The organism is Streptomyces sp. NPDC086023 (assembly GCF_044540325.1).
Classification (GTDB): Bacteria; Actinomycetota; Actinomycetes; order Streptomycetales; family Streptomycetaceae; genus Streptomyces.
Map to the genome: position 1 here is coordinate 205,049 of NZ_JBITRX010000001.1, position 14,411 is coordinate 219,459.

A 14,411-nucleotide genomic window follows, 5' to 3' on the forward strand; every position below is an offset into this window, starting at 1 on the left:
CGCAGATGACCACGACACCAGACACCACCCCCCTCGCGACCCCCCTCACCTCCCTCCTCGTCGCCAACCGCGGCGAGATCGCCGCCCGCGTCTTCCGCACCGCCCGCACCCTCGGGCTCGCCACCGTCGCCGTGTACGCCGACCCCGACGCCGGCTCCCTGCACGTCCGCGAGGCCGACGCGGCCGTCCGGCTCCCCGGCGCCGCGCCCGCCGACACGTACCTGCGCGGCGACCTGGTCGTCAAGGCCGCCCTGGCGGCGGGCGCCGACGCCGTCCACCCCGGGTACGGCTTCCTCTCCGAGAACGCCGACTTCGCCCGCGCCGTCCAGGACGCCGGACTGTGCTGGATCGGCCCGCCGCCCGCGGCCATCGAGGCCATGGCCTCCAAGACCCGCGCCAAGGAGCTGATGCGGGCCGCCGGCGTCCCCCTCCTGGAACCGGTCGACCCGGCCGCCGCCACCGCCGCCGACCTGCCCCTCCTCCTCAAGGCCGCCGCGGGCGGCGGCGGCCGCGGGATGCGCGTGGTACGCGACCTCGACGCCCTGAAGGAGGAACTGGCCGCCGCCTCCGCCGAGGCCACCGCCGCCTTCGGCGACGGCGAGGTCTTCGCCGAGCCCTACGTCGAACGCGGCCGGCACGTCGAGGTCCAGGTGCTCGCCGACGCCCACGGCACGGTCTGGGCCCTCGGCACCCGGGACTGCTCCCTCCAGCGCCGCCACCAGAAGGTCGTCGAGGAGGCCCCGGCCCCCGGCCTCCCGGCCGGCCTGCGCACCGCGCTCCACGAGGCGGCGGTCGCCGCCGCCCGTGCCGTCTCCTACCAGGGCGCCGGCACCGTCGAGTTCCTCGTCACCGCCGACGGCCGCCCGTACTTCCTGGAGATGAACACCCGCCTCCAGGTGGAGCACCCCGTCACCGAGGCCGTCCACGGCATCGACCTCGTGGCCCTCCAGCTCCGCGTCGCCGAGGGTCACGCGCTGCCCCTGACCCCGCCCGAGCCCTCCGGCCACGCCGTCGAGGCCCGCCTCTACGCCGAGGACCCGGCCCGCGGCTGGCGCCCGCAGACCGGCACGCTGGAGACCCTCGACGTGCCCGACGGGGTCCGGGTCGACGCCGGCTACGCCGCGGGCGACCCGGTCGGCATCCACTACGACCCGATGCTGGCCAAGGTCATCGCCCACGCCCCCACCCGGGACGAAGCCGTACGGGTCCTCGCCGGCGCCCTGGAGCGGGCCCGCATCCACGGCCTGACCACCAACCGGGACCTCCTCGTCCGGTCCCTGCGCCACCCGGAGTTCCGGGCCGCCCGCCTGGACACCGGCTTCTACGACCGCCACCTCGCCGCCCTCACCGAGCGCACCCCCGACGCCGCGCTCCCGGCCCTGGCGGCCGCCCTCGCCCAGGCCCTGCCCGCCCAGGGCGCCGGCGTCGCCGCCCGGCTCGGCGGCTGGCGCAACGTACCCTCCGAGCCGCAGCTCCGCCGCTACCGCGCCGAGCCCTCCGGCACCGAACACGAGATCCGCTACCGGCACACCCGTACCGGCCCGGAGCCCGCCGAGGGGCACGAAGACGTCCGGGTCGTCGCGGTCACCCCGCACCTGGTCACCCTCGAAGTCGACGGCGTCCAGCGGATGTTCCACGTGAAACACAATTCGAACACCGGGGCCGTGTACGTCGACTCGGCGCTCGGCTCGCACACCCTCACCGCCCTGCCCCGCTTCGCCGACCCCGAGGACCGCACCGACCCCGGATCCCTGCTCGCCCCCATGCCCGGCACCGTCGTCCGCGTCGCCGAGGGGCTGGCCCCCGGCGCCGCCGTCACCGCCGGCCAGCCACTGCTCTGGCTGGAGGCCATGAAGATGGAACACCGCATCGTCGCCCCCGCCTCCGGCACGCTCACCGCACTCCACGCCGCCCCCGGCCACCAGGTCGAGGTGGGCGCCCTACTCGCCGTAGTCCTGGAGGAAACGCAGCCATGAGCACCGCCCCCGGTACCCCGACCGGCACCGTCCTCGAAACCGAAGAGCACAAGGCGCTGCGCGCCGCCGTCGCCGCCCTCGGCCGGCGCTACGGCCGCGAGTACCTCGCCAAGGTGGCCGCCGAGGGCGGCCACCCCGACGAACTGTGGGCCGAGGCCGCCAAGCTCGGCTACCTCGGCGTGAACCTCCCCGAGGAGTACGGCGGCGGGGGCGGCGGCATCGCCGAACTCTCCATCGTCCTGGAGGAGCTGGGCGCCGCCGGCTGTCCCCTGCTGATGATGGTCGTCTCGCCGGCCATCTGCGGCACGGTCATCGCCCGCTTCGGCACCGAGGAGCAGAAGCGCGCCTGGCTGCCCGGTCTGGCCGACGGCAGCCGCACCATGGCCTTCGGCATCACCGAACCCGACGCCGGCTCCAACTCCCACCGCATCACGACCACGGCCCGCCGGGACGGCACCGACTGGGTCCTCACCGGCCGCAAGGTCTTCATCTCCGGGGTCGACATCGCGGATGCCACGCTGATCGTCGGCCGTACCGAGGACGCCCGTACCGGCCGGCTCAAGCCCTGCCTGTTCATCGTCCCGCGGGACACCCCCGGCTTCGGCCGCTCGCCGATCGACATGGAACTGCACGCCGCGGAGAAGCAGTTCGAGCTGGTCCTGGACGAGGTACGGCTGCCCGCGGACGCCCTCGTCGGCGAGGAGGACGCCGGCCTCGTCCAGCTCTTCGCAGGGCTCAACCCCGAACGCATCATGACGGCGGCCTTCGCCATCGGCATGGGCCGCCACGCCCTCGCCAAGGCCGTCGACTACGCGAAGACCCGGCAGGTCTGGAAACAGCCGATCGGCTCGCACCAGGCCCTCGCCCACCCTCTCGCCGCGGCCCACATCGACCTGGAGCTGGCCCGGCTGATGATGCAGAAGGCCGCCCACCTCTACGACGCGGGCGACGACATGGGCGCCGGCGAGGCCGCCAACATGGCCAAGTACGCGGCCGCCGAGGCGTGCGTGAAGGCCGTGGACCAGTCCGTGCACACCCTGGGCGGCAACGGCCTGACCCGCGAGTACGGGCTGGCCTCGCTCATCACCGCCTCCCGGGTGGCCAGGATCGCCCCGGTCAGCCGGGAGATGATCCTGAACTTCGTCTCGCACCAGACCCTGGGGCTCCCGAAGTCCTACTGAGCCGCACCCCCCGCGGGTCTCCCGGCAACCCCCGCCCGCCCGGGCCCGGGCCCGGGGGCCCGCGTACGCTCCCCGGCAGGATTCCGTCGCCACCCGCACATCTCCGGAGGACACCGGCATGGACCCCCTGGTCAGCGCCGCGCAAGCGAGCGGCGTCACGACGCTCACGCTCGACTCACCGGCCAACCGCAACGCGCTCTCCGCGGCCCTCGTCGGGGAACTCCGCGCCGCGCTCGCCGCCGCGGGCGAGGACCCGGCGGTCCGGGCGGTCGTCCTCACCCACACCGGGAACACCTTCTGCGCGGGTGCCGACCTCAAGTCGCCGTGCGACCCCGAGGACTTCGTGGCGCTGATGCGGGAGGTCGTGGAGCTGCCCAGGCCCGTCGTCGCCCGCGTCACCGGCCACGTCAGGGCCGGCGGCCTCGGCCTGCTCGGCGCCTGCGACATCGCCGCGGCGGGCCCGGGGGCCACGTTCGCCTTCACCGAGACCCACCTGGGGCTCGCCCCGGCCGTCATCTCGGTCCCGCTGCTGTGCCGCCTGGACCCGCGGGCCGCGGCGCGCTACTTCCTCACCGCCGAGCCCTTCGGCCCCGCCGAGGCGGCCCGCATCGGCCTGCTGACCCTGTCCGCCGACGCCGACGCGGGCACCCCGGGGGCCGGCGCCCCCGCCAACCCCGTCGACGTGGCCCTCGCACCCGTGCTCGACGGCCTGCGCAAGGCCTCCCCGCAGGGCCTGGCCGAGACGAAGAAGCTGGTCACCGCCGAGGTACGAGCCGCCTTCGACCGGGATGCGGACCGGCTGACCGCACTGTCCGCGGCCCTCTTCGCCTCCGAGGAGGCCCGCGAGGGCATCACCGCCCGCTTCGAGCGCCGGAGCCCGTCATGGGTGTCGTGACCGCCCCGGTCCCCGACCGCACCCCCAAGCAGGACCGCAGCCGCGCCACCCGCCGCCGCCTCCTGGAGGCCGCCGTGGCCTGCCTGGCCGAACACGGCTGGGCCGGCTCCACCGTCGCCGTCGTCGCCGAGCGCGCCGGCGTCTCCCGGGGCGCCGCCCAGCACCACTTCCCCACCCGCGAGGACCTCTTCACCGCCGCCGTCGAGTACGTCGCCGAGGAGCGCTCCGCAGCCCTCCGCGGCCTCTTCGCCGACGGGCCGGCCGCCCGGCCCGCCGTGGTCGGGGCCCTGGTCGACCTCTACACCGGCACCCTCTTCCGGGCCGCGCTCCAGCTCTGGGTCGCCGCCTCCAACGAGGAGCAGCTGCGCCCCCGGGTCACCGAGCTGGAGGCCAGGGTGGGCCGCGAGACCCACCGGATAGCCGTCGAGCTGCTGGGCGCCGACGAGGCGGTACCGGGCGTCAGGGAGACCGTCCAGGGCCTGCTCGACATGGCCCGCGGCCTGGGCCTGGCCAACGTCCTCACCGACGACGCCGCCCGGCGCGCCCGGGTCGTCGCCCAGTGGTCCGCGCTGGTCGACCTGGCCCTCGTACCCGCCCCCCGCCCCTGAACGCGACGGCGCGCCGCATCCGGAGGGGATGCGGCGCGCCGTACGCAACGGAGACCGGTCAGGCGGTCGAGGCGATGTCCCCGAAGCCCTCGATCTGGCGCGGGTCGCGCGGGCCCGGGCCGATGTACCGCGCCGACGGCCGGACCAGGCGGCCCGTCCGCTTCTGCTCCAGGATGTGCGCGGACCAGCCGGCGGTGCGCGCGCACGTGAACATCGAGGTGAACATGTGCGCCGGGACCTCCGCGAAGTCCAGCATGATCGCGGCCCAGAACTCCACGTTCGTGGCCAGCACGCGGTCGGGGCGGCGGGCGTGCAGCTCCTCCAGCGCGGCCTTCTCCAGGGCGGCGGCCACCTCGTAGCGCGGCGCGTCCAGCTCCTTGGCCGTACGCCGCAGCACGCGGGCGCGCGGGTCCTCGGCGCGGTAGACGCGGTGGCCGAAGCCCATCAGGCGCTCGCCCTTGTCCAGGGCCTTCTTCACGTACGCCACGGCGTCGCCGGTGCGCTCGATCTCCTCGATCATGCCCAGCACGCGCGAGGGCGCGCCGCCGTGCAGCGGACCGGACATGGCGCCCACGGCGCCGGACAGGGCCGCGGCGACGTCGGCGCCGGTGGAGGCGATCACCCGGGCGGTGAACGTCGAGGCGTTCATGCCGTGCTCGGCGGCCGAGGTCCAGTAGGCGTCGACGGCCTTGACGTGCTTCGGGTCCGGCTCGCCGCGCCAGCGGATCATGAACCGCTCGACGACGGAGTCGGCCTTGTCGATCTCCCGCTGCGGGACCATCGGCAGGCCCTGGCCGCGGGCCGACTGGGCGACGTACGACAGGGCCATCACGGCGGCCCGGGCGAGGTCGTCGCGCGCGGTCTGCTCGTCGATGTCCAGCAGCGGTTTCAGGCCCCACACGGGGGCGAGCATGGCGAGCGCGGACTGGACGTCCACGCGGATGTCACCGGAGTGCACCGGGATCGGGAAGGGCTCGGCGGCGGGCAGACCGGGGTTGAACGCACCGTCGACCAGCAGGCCCCACACGTTCCCGAAGGAGACGTGGCCCACCAGGTCTTCGATGTCGACACCGCGGTAGCGCAGCGAGCCGCCTTCCTTGTCGGGCTCGGCGATCTCCGTCTCGAACGCGACGACTCCTTCGAGTCCGGGTACGAAGTCGGACATCAGGCGGCTCCTCAAGGTAGTGCGGCGAACGGCTGTGACCAGAACGGCTGCCTACGGGCCGGCTGTGCGGTCCGGCTGTGAACAGGCGTAAGGATCTGGCGGGTGCGTACACCTTTGTACGCTTCCGCACGCTGCGCGGTGCGGGTGGTCAACCCCGTCATGCCCCGTGCGGCCGATGCCGAACACCGGGACGGGATTCCGGGGAGGAGGCCCATCGCGGGAATCGGCCGCAGGAGGCGGCCCAGCCTCAAGATTTTGTACGTTGGGCCAGGCGCGCGGAAGCGTGACGTGTGGCACACCGGCCGCGGGCGCCCGAGGGGCGTGGGCGGACCCCGGGCGGGGTAGGGAGCGTCACTGGGGCAGGATGGCGGTGTGCCGAACCAGGACCTTGATCCCGCTGTCATGCGCAAGCAGTACCGCTCCGAGATCGTCTTCGAGGCCGATCTCGCAGCGGACCCGATGGAGCAGTTCGCCCGCTGGTTCCAGCAGGCCGCCGACGCGCACGTCTTCGAACCGAACGCGATGGTCGTCTCGACCGCCACGGCGGACGGCAGGCCCAGCTCGCGCACGGTGCTGCTCAAGCAGTTCGATTCCAGGGGCTTCGTCTTCTACACGAACTACGGCTCCCGCAAGGGCCGGGAGCTGGCGGAGAACCCGCACGTCGCGCTGCTGTTCCCCTGGCACCCCATCGCCCGGCAGGTCGTGGTGACCGGCACCGCGGCCCGGGTCGGCCGCGACGAGACGGCCGCCTACTTCCGCTCCCGGCCGCACGGCTCCCAGCTGGGCGCGTGGGCGAGCGAGCAGTCCACCGTGATCGCCTCGCGGGCGGACCTGGACGCGCGCTATGCCGAGCTGACCGCACGCTACCCGGAGGGCGAGCAGGTCCCCGTACCGACGGAGTGGGGCGGCTTCCGCGTCGTACCGGAGGCGGTGGAGTTCTGGCAGGGCCACGAGAACCGCCTCCACGACCGCCTCCGCTACGTACGCGAGGCCGAGGGCGGAGCCTGGCGGGTGGAGCGGCTCCAGCCGTAAGGAGCCGGTCCACCAGACTCCCGGCCGTCCCCCGCCGAAGCCGCACGGCGAGAGAGCCGAAGGGCGCGCTGGGGTGGGGGGCGGGGGGGGGGGGGGGGGGGGGGGGGGGGGGGGGGGGGCGCCCCCCCCCCCCCCCCCCCCCCCCCCCCCCCCCCCCCCCCCCACCCCGGCATTCAGGCGCCCGGAGGCGAAGGAGCCCAAAAAAGGGGGCGACCCGCGGGCTCGGGGTTCTCTCCTGCAGTGAGAGAAGCCGGCCGGACGTGCCGGCGAGCCCGCGGGTCGGGTGACTGCTCGGGATTGGCCGACGCTACGACGCCGGCGAGCACACTGGGTGCGTGCGACGACGGGCGCTAGCCCGCAGCCACCTCACGCGTCCGGTTGCCATACATTTCCGGAACCACCTCCCTTCTCGTGTGCCCCACACGCTAGGAGCCCCTCGGAACCGCCGCAACCGATTAATAGACCCGGCTCTTTTCCGAGAACCCCGTGTGGGCTGCGTCACGTTGGAGTTGAATGATCTGACGTGCCGCACACGCGAACACCTGCAGGGGGTGCCAGGTGAGTGCTTCCGGACGTAGTGAGACCGCCGACGATCTGCTCGCCGCGCTACTGGACGGCATGGACGCCGCCCTGTGCGCGTTCGACGCCGACGGCGTGATCACCCACTGGAACCGCGAGGCAGAGCGGATCCTGGGGTGGACCGCCGCTGAGGCGGTAGGACGGCGGGGCTTCGCCGGGTGGGCCGCCAGAGCGGCGGACGCGGAGGACGTGCAGCGCCGGCTGATGTCCGCGATGGACGCTCCGGGCCGCCAGGTGCACGAGTTCGCCCTGGTCACCAAGGACGGCGGCCGGGTCCTCGTACGCACCCAGTCGGCCCGCGTGCCCGGCGCGGACGGGAAGCCGGCCGGGGTCTACTGCGCCTTCAGCGAGGTGCACACCCAGATCGACCTGGAGCGTTCCATCGCGCTGAGCGAGGCGTTGCTGGACGACGCCTCGTGGGGCGTGGTCCTGGTCGACGTGGACCTGCGGCCCGCCGTGGTCAACGCGCACGCGGCCCGCGCCTTCGGGGCCGGGCGGACGGTGCTGCTCGGCCGGCCGCTGGGGGAGCTGCTGACCCAGGGCGTGGAGGAGCTGGAGGGCGCCATCCAGCACGTGCTGGCCGAGGGCGCGCCGCCCCCGCCGGCGGAGCTGTGGGTGTCCGTGAAGACGCCCGAGGGCGTACGCCGCCGCTGCTGGCGCTCCGGGTTCCTGCGGCTGGCCTCGCCGCTGGGGGAGGAGCCGGTGCCGCTGGGCGTGGCCTGGCTGTTCCAGGACATCACCGAGGCCCGGCAGACCGAGCTGGACACCGCGCAGCTGCGCTTCCGGGCCAACCAGCTGCACCGGGCGGCGCGGGCCGCCGCCGAGTGCGAGGACCCGGCCGAGGCGGTGGCGGTGCGGCTGGACTTCTCGCTGGCCGGGTTCGCCGACCACGCGCTGGTGGACCTGGCGGTGGGGGACCGGCTGGTGCGCTCGGCCACCTCGCCGCCGGGCCTGACCTCCACCGGCGGCCTGCCGGCCAGGTACGAGGCGGGGCACCCGGCGTTCCAGGCCCTGGACCGGGTCGGCTCGGTACGGGTCAGCGCCCCGGCGCGGCTGCCGTCCGGCTGGCCCGACGGCGTCGCCCACGGCCTGTGCACGGTCCTGCGCAGCCGCGGCCGGACCCTGGGCGTGCTCACCTTCCTGCGCGCCCCGTCGCGCCCGGCGTTCGAGCGCCCGGACGCGGTCTACGCGGAGGAGATCGCCGCCAGGGTGGCCGCAGACCTCTCCCTGGCGGGCGTCACCGCGGACTAGAGGGGGGGCGGCAGATCGCGGCCGGGCCGGACCGGCGGACTCTCCGAGGGCCGGACCGGCGGAATCCTCCGGCCGCTCAGTGGCGGTAGAAGATGCGGTCGCCGTACTCCGTCATCACGCGGCCGTTCCACTCGTGGCCGCCGTCGACGTTGCCGGAGCGCAGCAGCGGCGGCTCGATGCCCCGCTCGGCCAGCGAGCCCGCCGCGGCGGCCATCACGGACTGCATGATCGCGCTGGTGACGACCGTGGACGCGGGTGCGAAGGGCGCGTCGATCCCGTCCAGGGCCAGCTCCGCGTCGCCCACCGCGATCTTGCTGTCCAGGACGATGTCGCAGTGGTCCTTGAGGAAGCCGCCGGACACGTGCCGGGACCTGGTCTCGGTCGCGTAGGCCACGGACGTCACGCCGATGACCTTGAGGCCCAGCGCCCGCGCGTTCATCGCCATCTCGACGGGCAGCGCGTTGCGCCCGGAGAGCGAGATGATCACCAGTACGTCGCCCGCGGCGGCCGGGCTGGAGTCGAGCACCGCGCTCGCCAGGCCGTCCACCCGCTCCAACGCGCTGCCGAGCGTGGCCGGCATGACGTCGACGCCTGCGGTGCCGGGCACGGCGAGGAAGTTCATCAGCGCGAGGCCGCCGGCCCGGTAGACGACGTCCTGCGCGGGCAGCGATGAGTGTCCGGCGCCGAAGGCGAAGAGGCGGTTGCCGGAGGCCACGGCGTCCGCGATCAGCTCTCCGGCGGCGGCGATGTGCGCGGACTCCTCGTCGCGGACCCGCTGTAGGAGACCGATCGCGGCGTCGAAGAACTGACCGGCCAGCTTGCTCTCGCTCATCGCCGAGGGCCCTTCCAGAAGTCGGGGTGCGTCCGTGTCCGCGGATCACCGTGCGGTCTGGACCAGTGGCCTGTCAATAGCCGGTCAACCGTGTCGGTGGGAGGCCGCGCGCTCAGGCACGGGACGGTTGTCGGCGTGATGCGTCAGAATTGGGGACAGGGCCAGCGCACGATATTGAGGGGCACGGATGTCCGGACTGATCGACACCACGGAGATGTATCTCCGCACCATTCTCGAGCTGGAGGAGGAAGGTGTGGTCCCCATGCGCGCCCGCATCGCCGAACGGCTTGACCAGAGCGGTCCCACGGTCAGCCAGACGGTCGCGCGCATGGAGCGTGACGGCCTGGTGGCCGTCGCCAGCGACCGGCACCTGGAGTTGACCGAGGAGGGCCGCCGCCTGGCGACCCGCGTCATGCGCAAGCACCGGCTGGCCGAGTGCCTCCTGGTCGACGTGATCGGCCTGGAGTGGGAGCAGGTGCACGCCGAGGCCTGCCGCTGGGAGCACGTGATGAGCGAGGCGGTGGAGCGGCGCGTGCTGGAGCTGCTGCGCCACCCGACCGAGTCGCCGTACGGCAACCCCATCCCCGGGCTGGAGGAGCTGGGCGAGAAGGCCGAGGCGGACCCCTTCCTCGACGAGGGCATGGTCAGCCTGGGCGAGCTTCAGCCGGGCCCGGACGGCAAGACGGTGGTCGTCCGCCGGATCGGCGAGCCGATCCAGACCGACGCCCAGCTGATGTACACGCTGCGGCGGGCGGGCGTGCAGCCCGGTGCCGTGGTGAGCGTGACCGAGTCGCCGGGCGGCGTGCTGGTCGGCAGCGGCGGCGAGGCCGCCGAGCTGGACGACGACACCGCGTCGCACGTCTTCGTCGCCAAGCGGTAGCCCGCGGCGGCATCCACCGGTCCCGGGTGCGGAACCCGTGCCGTGTCCTGCCCGCACCTCGTGCGCGCCGGGCCGCCCCCAGGACCACCGGGGCGTACGCGCCCTTTGCGGGCTGATTTGGGTCGTTCGGGTTGATCCGGGCTGTTTGTGTCGATCCGGGCCGTTCGGGCCCATCCGCATTCGGGCCCATCTGGCCCACTCCCCGGGCCGACCGGGCCCGCCATCCGGGGCCCCGGACGACCTCTCAGGCCCCGCTGACCCCATCCGCCCCCGGCAACCGCCGGGAGGCCCCGGGTCCGCCATGTCGAATTCCGGCTAATCCCTCGGAATGGAAGCGACCGCGCGACTCCCGTGCCAGGCTTGCCCCAGGCAACTGCGGGAGGGGGCGATGCGATGTGCCCGGCCCCGCGCGCCCGGCGCGCCCCGGCACGGGAAGGTCCCGGCGCCTTGCGACGCCGGGACCCGTCCTCCCCATTGCTGACCCGGAGCCCCGAGCTCTCAGGGTCAATCCCCTCGGACCGTCTTCCCCGAGCGGCCCGCCTCCCGATGAAGATCTCCCCTCGGCAGCGGCCGCCAATCCTTGAGGAAGGTCACTCGAAAGAGCGGTGTTGCCGGGGAGACGCCCGTTTTCGAATGCAGGTTCGATAGTCTGGCGCGGAGCGAAGGGGGTGCATCGACGGTGGTACGGCGCATCGATGTGGCGGGAGCCGACGGTGTGCGGCTCGCCGCCTGGGAGTTCGCTGACCCGCCCAAGGACGCCGACGGCGGAGCCCCGGCGGAACCGGCGGTGCTGTTACTGCACGGGCTGATGGGGCGTGCCTCCCACTGGGCCGGCACCGCCCGCTGGCTGGCGGACCGCCACCGCGCGGTGGCCCTGGACCAGCGCGGCCACGGTCGCAGCGAGCGCCCCGCGGACGGCCCGTACTCCCGTGACGCCTTCATCCGCGACGCCGAGGCGGCCATCGAGCAGCTCGGGCTCGCTCCCGTGATCCTCATCGGCCACTCCATGGGCGCCCTGACCGCCTGGCAGCTGGCCGCCCGCCGTCCGGACCTCGTCCAGGCCCTGGTCATCTGCGACATGCGGGCCACGGCGCTCGGCGCGGCCTCCCAGCGGGAGTGGGAGGACTGGTTCCGCAGCTGGCCGCTGCCCTTCGCGACGCTCGGCGACGTGCGCAAGTGGTTCGGTGAGGACGACCCCTGGGTGGAGCGCCCGAGCCCGGCCCGCGGCGAGTTCTTCGCCGAGGTGATGACCGAGGGCCCCGACGGCTGGCGACCCGTCTTCTCCCGCCGCCAGATGCTGCGGGCCCGCGAGACCTGGGTGCACGACGCGCACTGGGAGGAGCTGGGCCAGGTCCGCTGCCCGACCCTGGTGGTCCGCGGCCTCGACGGCGAGCTGGGCCGGGCCGAGGCCCAGGAGATGGTCCGCGTCCTCCCCCTGGGCGCCTACGCCGAGATCCCCGACGCCGGTCACCTCGTCCACTGGGACCAGCCGGCCGCCTGGCGTGCCGCGGTGGAACCGTTCCTGGCGGAGCTGCCGGCACCGGTGCGGGAGTAGTTGGGGCGGGGTGGGAGTGGTTCGGGCGGGGTGGGAGTAGCTCGGGCGGGGTGGGAGTAGCTCGGGCGGGGTGGGCGGGTGCGCCCGCCCGGGTGTGCGCGGGCTGGGCTCCGGCGGGGTCGGGCTGCTTCTGGGTACGGTTCTCGGCCACCGGAGCTTTGGGTGGTGGGTCGTGTGGTGTGTGGGTCCCGTCGGTGCTTGACGCGTCGTGGCCTGCAGGCCCAGCGGCAGGCCCACCCCTGGGGCAAGGGGCTTCGCCCTGGCCTTCGGCCACCCCAGGCCCGGGCCTGCCTCCGGACCAGCCTGCCACGACGCCTCAAGCACCTTCCCCACACACCACACCACCCACCAGGGCAGCCAAGGGGGAGTGGCGGCCGCGCCGGTCCTACCGTCCATGGGGCATGGGGCATGGGGTATCGGGCGTTGGGCGTCGGGCGTCGGCGGGGTGAGCGGTGGGCGTCCGGCACCCGCCCCGTTAGCGGAGACTTCGCGCATTGTGCGGGCATTTCGTGGTGGCGTCGCCTAAACCACCCGATCAGTTCAATGCGCCGGGCGCGTTCAGGAGAGACGATTCTCTTCGCGCGTCGCCCAACCCGGCGGCGCGGTCGTCGTGTCCCGTGAGGAGCCCTCTTTGCGCAGAGACGCCACACCCCGCCGGTACCTGATGTGCCCACCCACGCACTTCAGGGTCACCTACTCCATCAACCCGTGGATGGACCCGGACAAGCCGGTGGACCTGCAACTGTGCCTGACCCAATGGGAAGACCTGCGCGACCGCTACCGGGCGCTCGGCCACACCGTGGAGCTCCTGGAACCGCGCCCCGGCCTGCCCGACATGGTCTTCGCCGCCAACGGCGCCACCGTCATCGACGGCCGCGTCCTCGGCGCCCGCTTCGCCTACCCCGAGCGGTCCGCCGAGGCCCGGGAACACCTGGACTGGTTCCGGGCCAACGGCTTCACCGAGATCCACGAGCCGTCCCACGTCAACGAGGGGGAGGGCGACTTCGCCGTCACCGCCTCGTACGTACTCGCCGGGCGCGGCTTCCGGTCCTCGCCGCTCTCGCACGACGAGGCGCAGGAGTTCTTCGGCCGGCCCGTCATCGGGCTCGACCTGGTCGACCCCCGCTACTACCACCTGGACACCGCGCTCTCGGTGCTCGACGGCGACGAGGTCATGTACTTCCCCGGGGCCTTCTCGCCCGGCAGCCGGTCCGTGCTCCGCCGCCTCTTCCCGGACGCACTGATCGCGACGGAGGAGGACGCCGCGGCCCTGGGTCTGAACGCGGTCTCCGACGGCCGCCACGTCCTGCTCCCGCAGGCGGCGGTGGGCCTGTACCAGCCCCTGCGCGCCCGGGGCTTCGAGCCGATCGGGATGGACCTGGGCGAACTCCTCAAGGGCGGCGGCAGCGTGAAGTGCTGCACCCAGGAGCTCCGGATGTAGCTCCGGCCCGGCCCCCGGCCTACTCCGCCGGGGGCCAGGCGTCGCCCCACTCGGCGTCGCGCGCCGACTTGTAGAGCGCACCGTGACGCTTCGAGACCGTTTGCCGGGCCAGCCCGTCGGGGCCGCACAGGTCCAGCAGGACCAGGCCCTTGCGGATCTGCGGCCGCCGGGTGACCCGGGCCGTGGCCGGGGCCACCGGGAAGCGGGTGGCGGCGACGTAGCTGAACTTCTCGTCCTCGTACGCGAGCGAGCCGCCCTTCACCTGGCGGTGCAGCGAGGACCGGCTGACCCGTGCCGAGAAGTGGCACCAGTCCTCGCCCACCACGATCGGGCAGGCCCCGTCGTGCGGGCAGGGCGCGGCCACGTGCAGGCCCGCCGCGATCAGGCGGTCCCGGGCCTCCCGGACGCGCAGGTAGCCCTCGGGGGTGCCGGGCTCGATGACCACCACCGCCTGGGCGCGGCGGGCGGCCTCGGCCACCACCGCCGCCCTGGCCTCCGGGGTCAGCTCGCCCAGTACGTACGAGACGGTCGCCAGGTCCGCCTCGGGCAGGCTCAGCGCCGTACCGATCACGGCCTTCTGCCAGCGCGCGCCCCGCAGCACCGGCGAGGGCGCGGCCCCCGCCAGCTCCCGGCCCAGCGCCAGGGCCGGCTCGGCCCAGTCCAGCACCGTCGTCTCGCGCGGCCCCTCCCAGACGGCGTCCACCGCCCAGGTCGCCGCGCCGGTGCCGCCGCCCACGTCCACGTGCGTGGCGGGGGACCAGTCCGGGGCCGCGTCCGCGAGGCCGGCCAGGGACGCCCGTACCGCCTCGAAGGTCGCGGGCATCCGGTACGCCGCGTACGCGACCACGTCGGAGCGGTCGCGCAGCACGGGCGCATCGGTCGGGGTGCGTCCCCGGTAGTTGGCGATCAGCCGGTCGACGGCGGCGGTGGCCTGCTTCGGCGGAAGTCCGTCGAGGAGGCCGGCGAGCGCGCCGCGCAGCGCGTCGGCGGTGGGGACAGAGGCGTTCACCCGGAGA

General features: G+C 74.2%; 12 protein-coding genes. 9 read left to right on the forward strand and 3 right to left on the reverse strand.

The genetic code is table 11. From position 1 onward, the window contains the following. Positions 1-5 precede the first annotated feature (5 nt). The 4 genes from ACIF6F_RS00970 (at position 6) to ACIF6F_RS00985 (ending at position 4,660) form a co-directional block, all read left to right on the forward strand. Positions 6-1,976, forward strand: a complete 1,971-nt coding sequence (locus ACIF6F_RS00970) for a biotin carboxylase N-terminal domain-containing protein (protein ID WP_399939351.1) — start codon at positions 6-8, stop codon at positions 1,974-1,976. Further along, positions 1,973-3,157 (forward strand): acyl-CoA dehydrogenase family protein, encoded by a 1,185-nt coding sequence (locus tag ACIF6F_RS00975; RefSeq protein ID WP_399939354.1) that lies wholly within the window; start codon positions 1,973-1,975, stop codon positions 3,155-3,157. The genes ACIF6F_RS00970 and ACIF6F_RS00975 overlap by 4 nt, the downstream gene beginning before the upstream one ends. Before the next feature lie 118 nt (positions 3,158-3,275). After that, positions 3,276-4,052, forward strand: coding sequence for an enoyl-CoA hydratase family protein (locus tag ACIF6F_RS00980; RefSeq protein WP_399939357.1), 777 nt, complete (start codon positions 3,276-3,278; stop codon positions 4,050-4,052). Next, positions 4,040-4,660, forward strand: a complete 621-nt coding sequence (locus ACIF6F_RS00985; RefSeq protein ID WP_399939359.1) for a TetR/AcrR family transcriptional regulator — start codon at positions 4,040-4,042, stop codon at positions 4,658-4,660. The genes ACIF6F_RS00980 and ACIF6F_RS00985 overlap by 13 nt, the downstream gene beginning before the upstream one ends. 58 nt (positions 4,661-4,718) lie before the next feature. Here the strand turns inward: ACIF6F_RS00985 and ACIF6F_RS00990 are convergent, their stop codons facing one another. Further along, positions 4,719-5,825, reverse strand: a complete 1,107-nt coding sequence (locus ACIF6F_RS00990) for a citrate synthase 2 (RefSeq protein WP_399939362.1) — start codon at positions 5,823-5,825, stop codon at positions 4,719-4,721. Between the two features lie 402 nt (positions 5,826-6,227). On the opposite strand from ACIF6F_RS00990, the gene pdxH reads away from it, so the two are divergent. Together pdxH and ACIF6F_RS01000 are read left to right on the forward strand one after the other, a co-directional pair. Then, on the forward strand, positions 6,228-6,857 hold the full coding sequence (gene pdxH / locus ACIF6F_RS00995; RefSeq protein WP_399940497.1) for a pyridoxamine 5'-phosphate oxidase: 630 nt from the start codon (positions 6,228-6,230) through the stop codon (positions 6,855-6,857). A gap of 558 nt (positions 6,858-7,415) precedes the next feature. Next, the gene (locus ACIF6F_RS01000; RefSeq protein WP_399939364.1) at positions 7,416-8,687 is read left to right on the forward strand and encodes a PAS domain-containing protein; all 1,272 of its coding nucleotides are present in this window, start codon (positions 7,416-7,418) and stop codon (positions 8,685-8,687) included. Positions 8,688-8,763: 76 nt separating this feature from the next. Here the strand turns inward: ACIF6F_RS01000 and ACIF6F_RS01005 are convergent, their stop codons facing one another. After that, positions 8,764-9,519 carry an SIS domain-containing protein gene (locus ACIF6F_RS01005; protein WP_399939367.1) on the reverse strand — a complete coding sequence of 252 codons (756 nt, stop codon included), beginning with the start codon at positions 9,517-9,519 and terminating at the stop codon, positions 8,764-8,766. A gap of 187 nt (positions 9,520-9,706) precedes the next feature. On the opposite strand from ACIF6F_RS01005, the gene ACIF6F_RS01010 reads away from it, so the two are divergent. The 3 genes from ACIF6F_RS01010 to ddaH all read left to right on the forward strand — a co-directional run bounded on the left by ACIF6F_RS01010 (position 9,707) and on the right by ddaH (position 13,395). Beyond that, positions 9,707-10,399 (forward strand): iron dependent repressor, metal binding and dimerization domain protein, encoded by a 693-nt coding sequence (locus ACIF6F_RS01010; protein ID WP_399939369.1) that lies wholly within the window; start codon positions 9,707-9,709, stop codon positions 10,397-10,399. A gap of 679 nt (positions 10,400-11,078) precedes the next feature. After that, the gene (locus tag ACIF6F_RS01015) at positions 11,079-11,954 is read left to right on the forward strand and encodes an alpha/beta fold hydrolase (protein ID WP_399939371.1); all 876 of its coding nucleotides are present in this window, start codon (positions 11,079-11,081) and stop codon (positions 11,952-11,954) included. Between the two features lie 631 nt (positions 11,955-12,585). Beyond that, positions 12,586-13,395, forward strand: coding sequence for a dimethylargininase (ddaH, locus tag ACIF6F_RS01020; RefSeq protein ID WP_399939374.1), 810 nt, complete (start codon positions 12,586-12,588; stop codon positions 13,393-13,395). A gap of 19 nt (positions 13,396-13,414) precedes the next feature. Here the strand turns inward: ddaH and ACIF6F_RS01025 are convergent, their stop codons facing one another. Continuing rightward, complete coding sequence (locus ACIF6F_RS01025; RefSeq protein ID WP_399939376.1) at positions 13,415-14,404, reverse strand: small ribosomal subunit Rsm22 family protein; 990 nt, start codon at positions 14,402-14,404, stop codon at positions 13,415-13,417. Between the last annotated feature and the right edge of the window lie 7 nt (positions 14,405-14,411).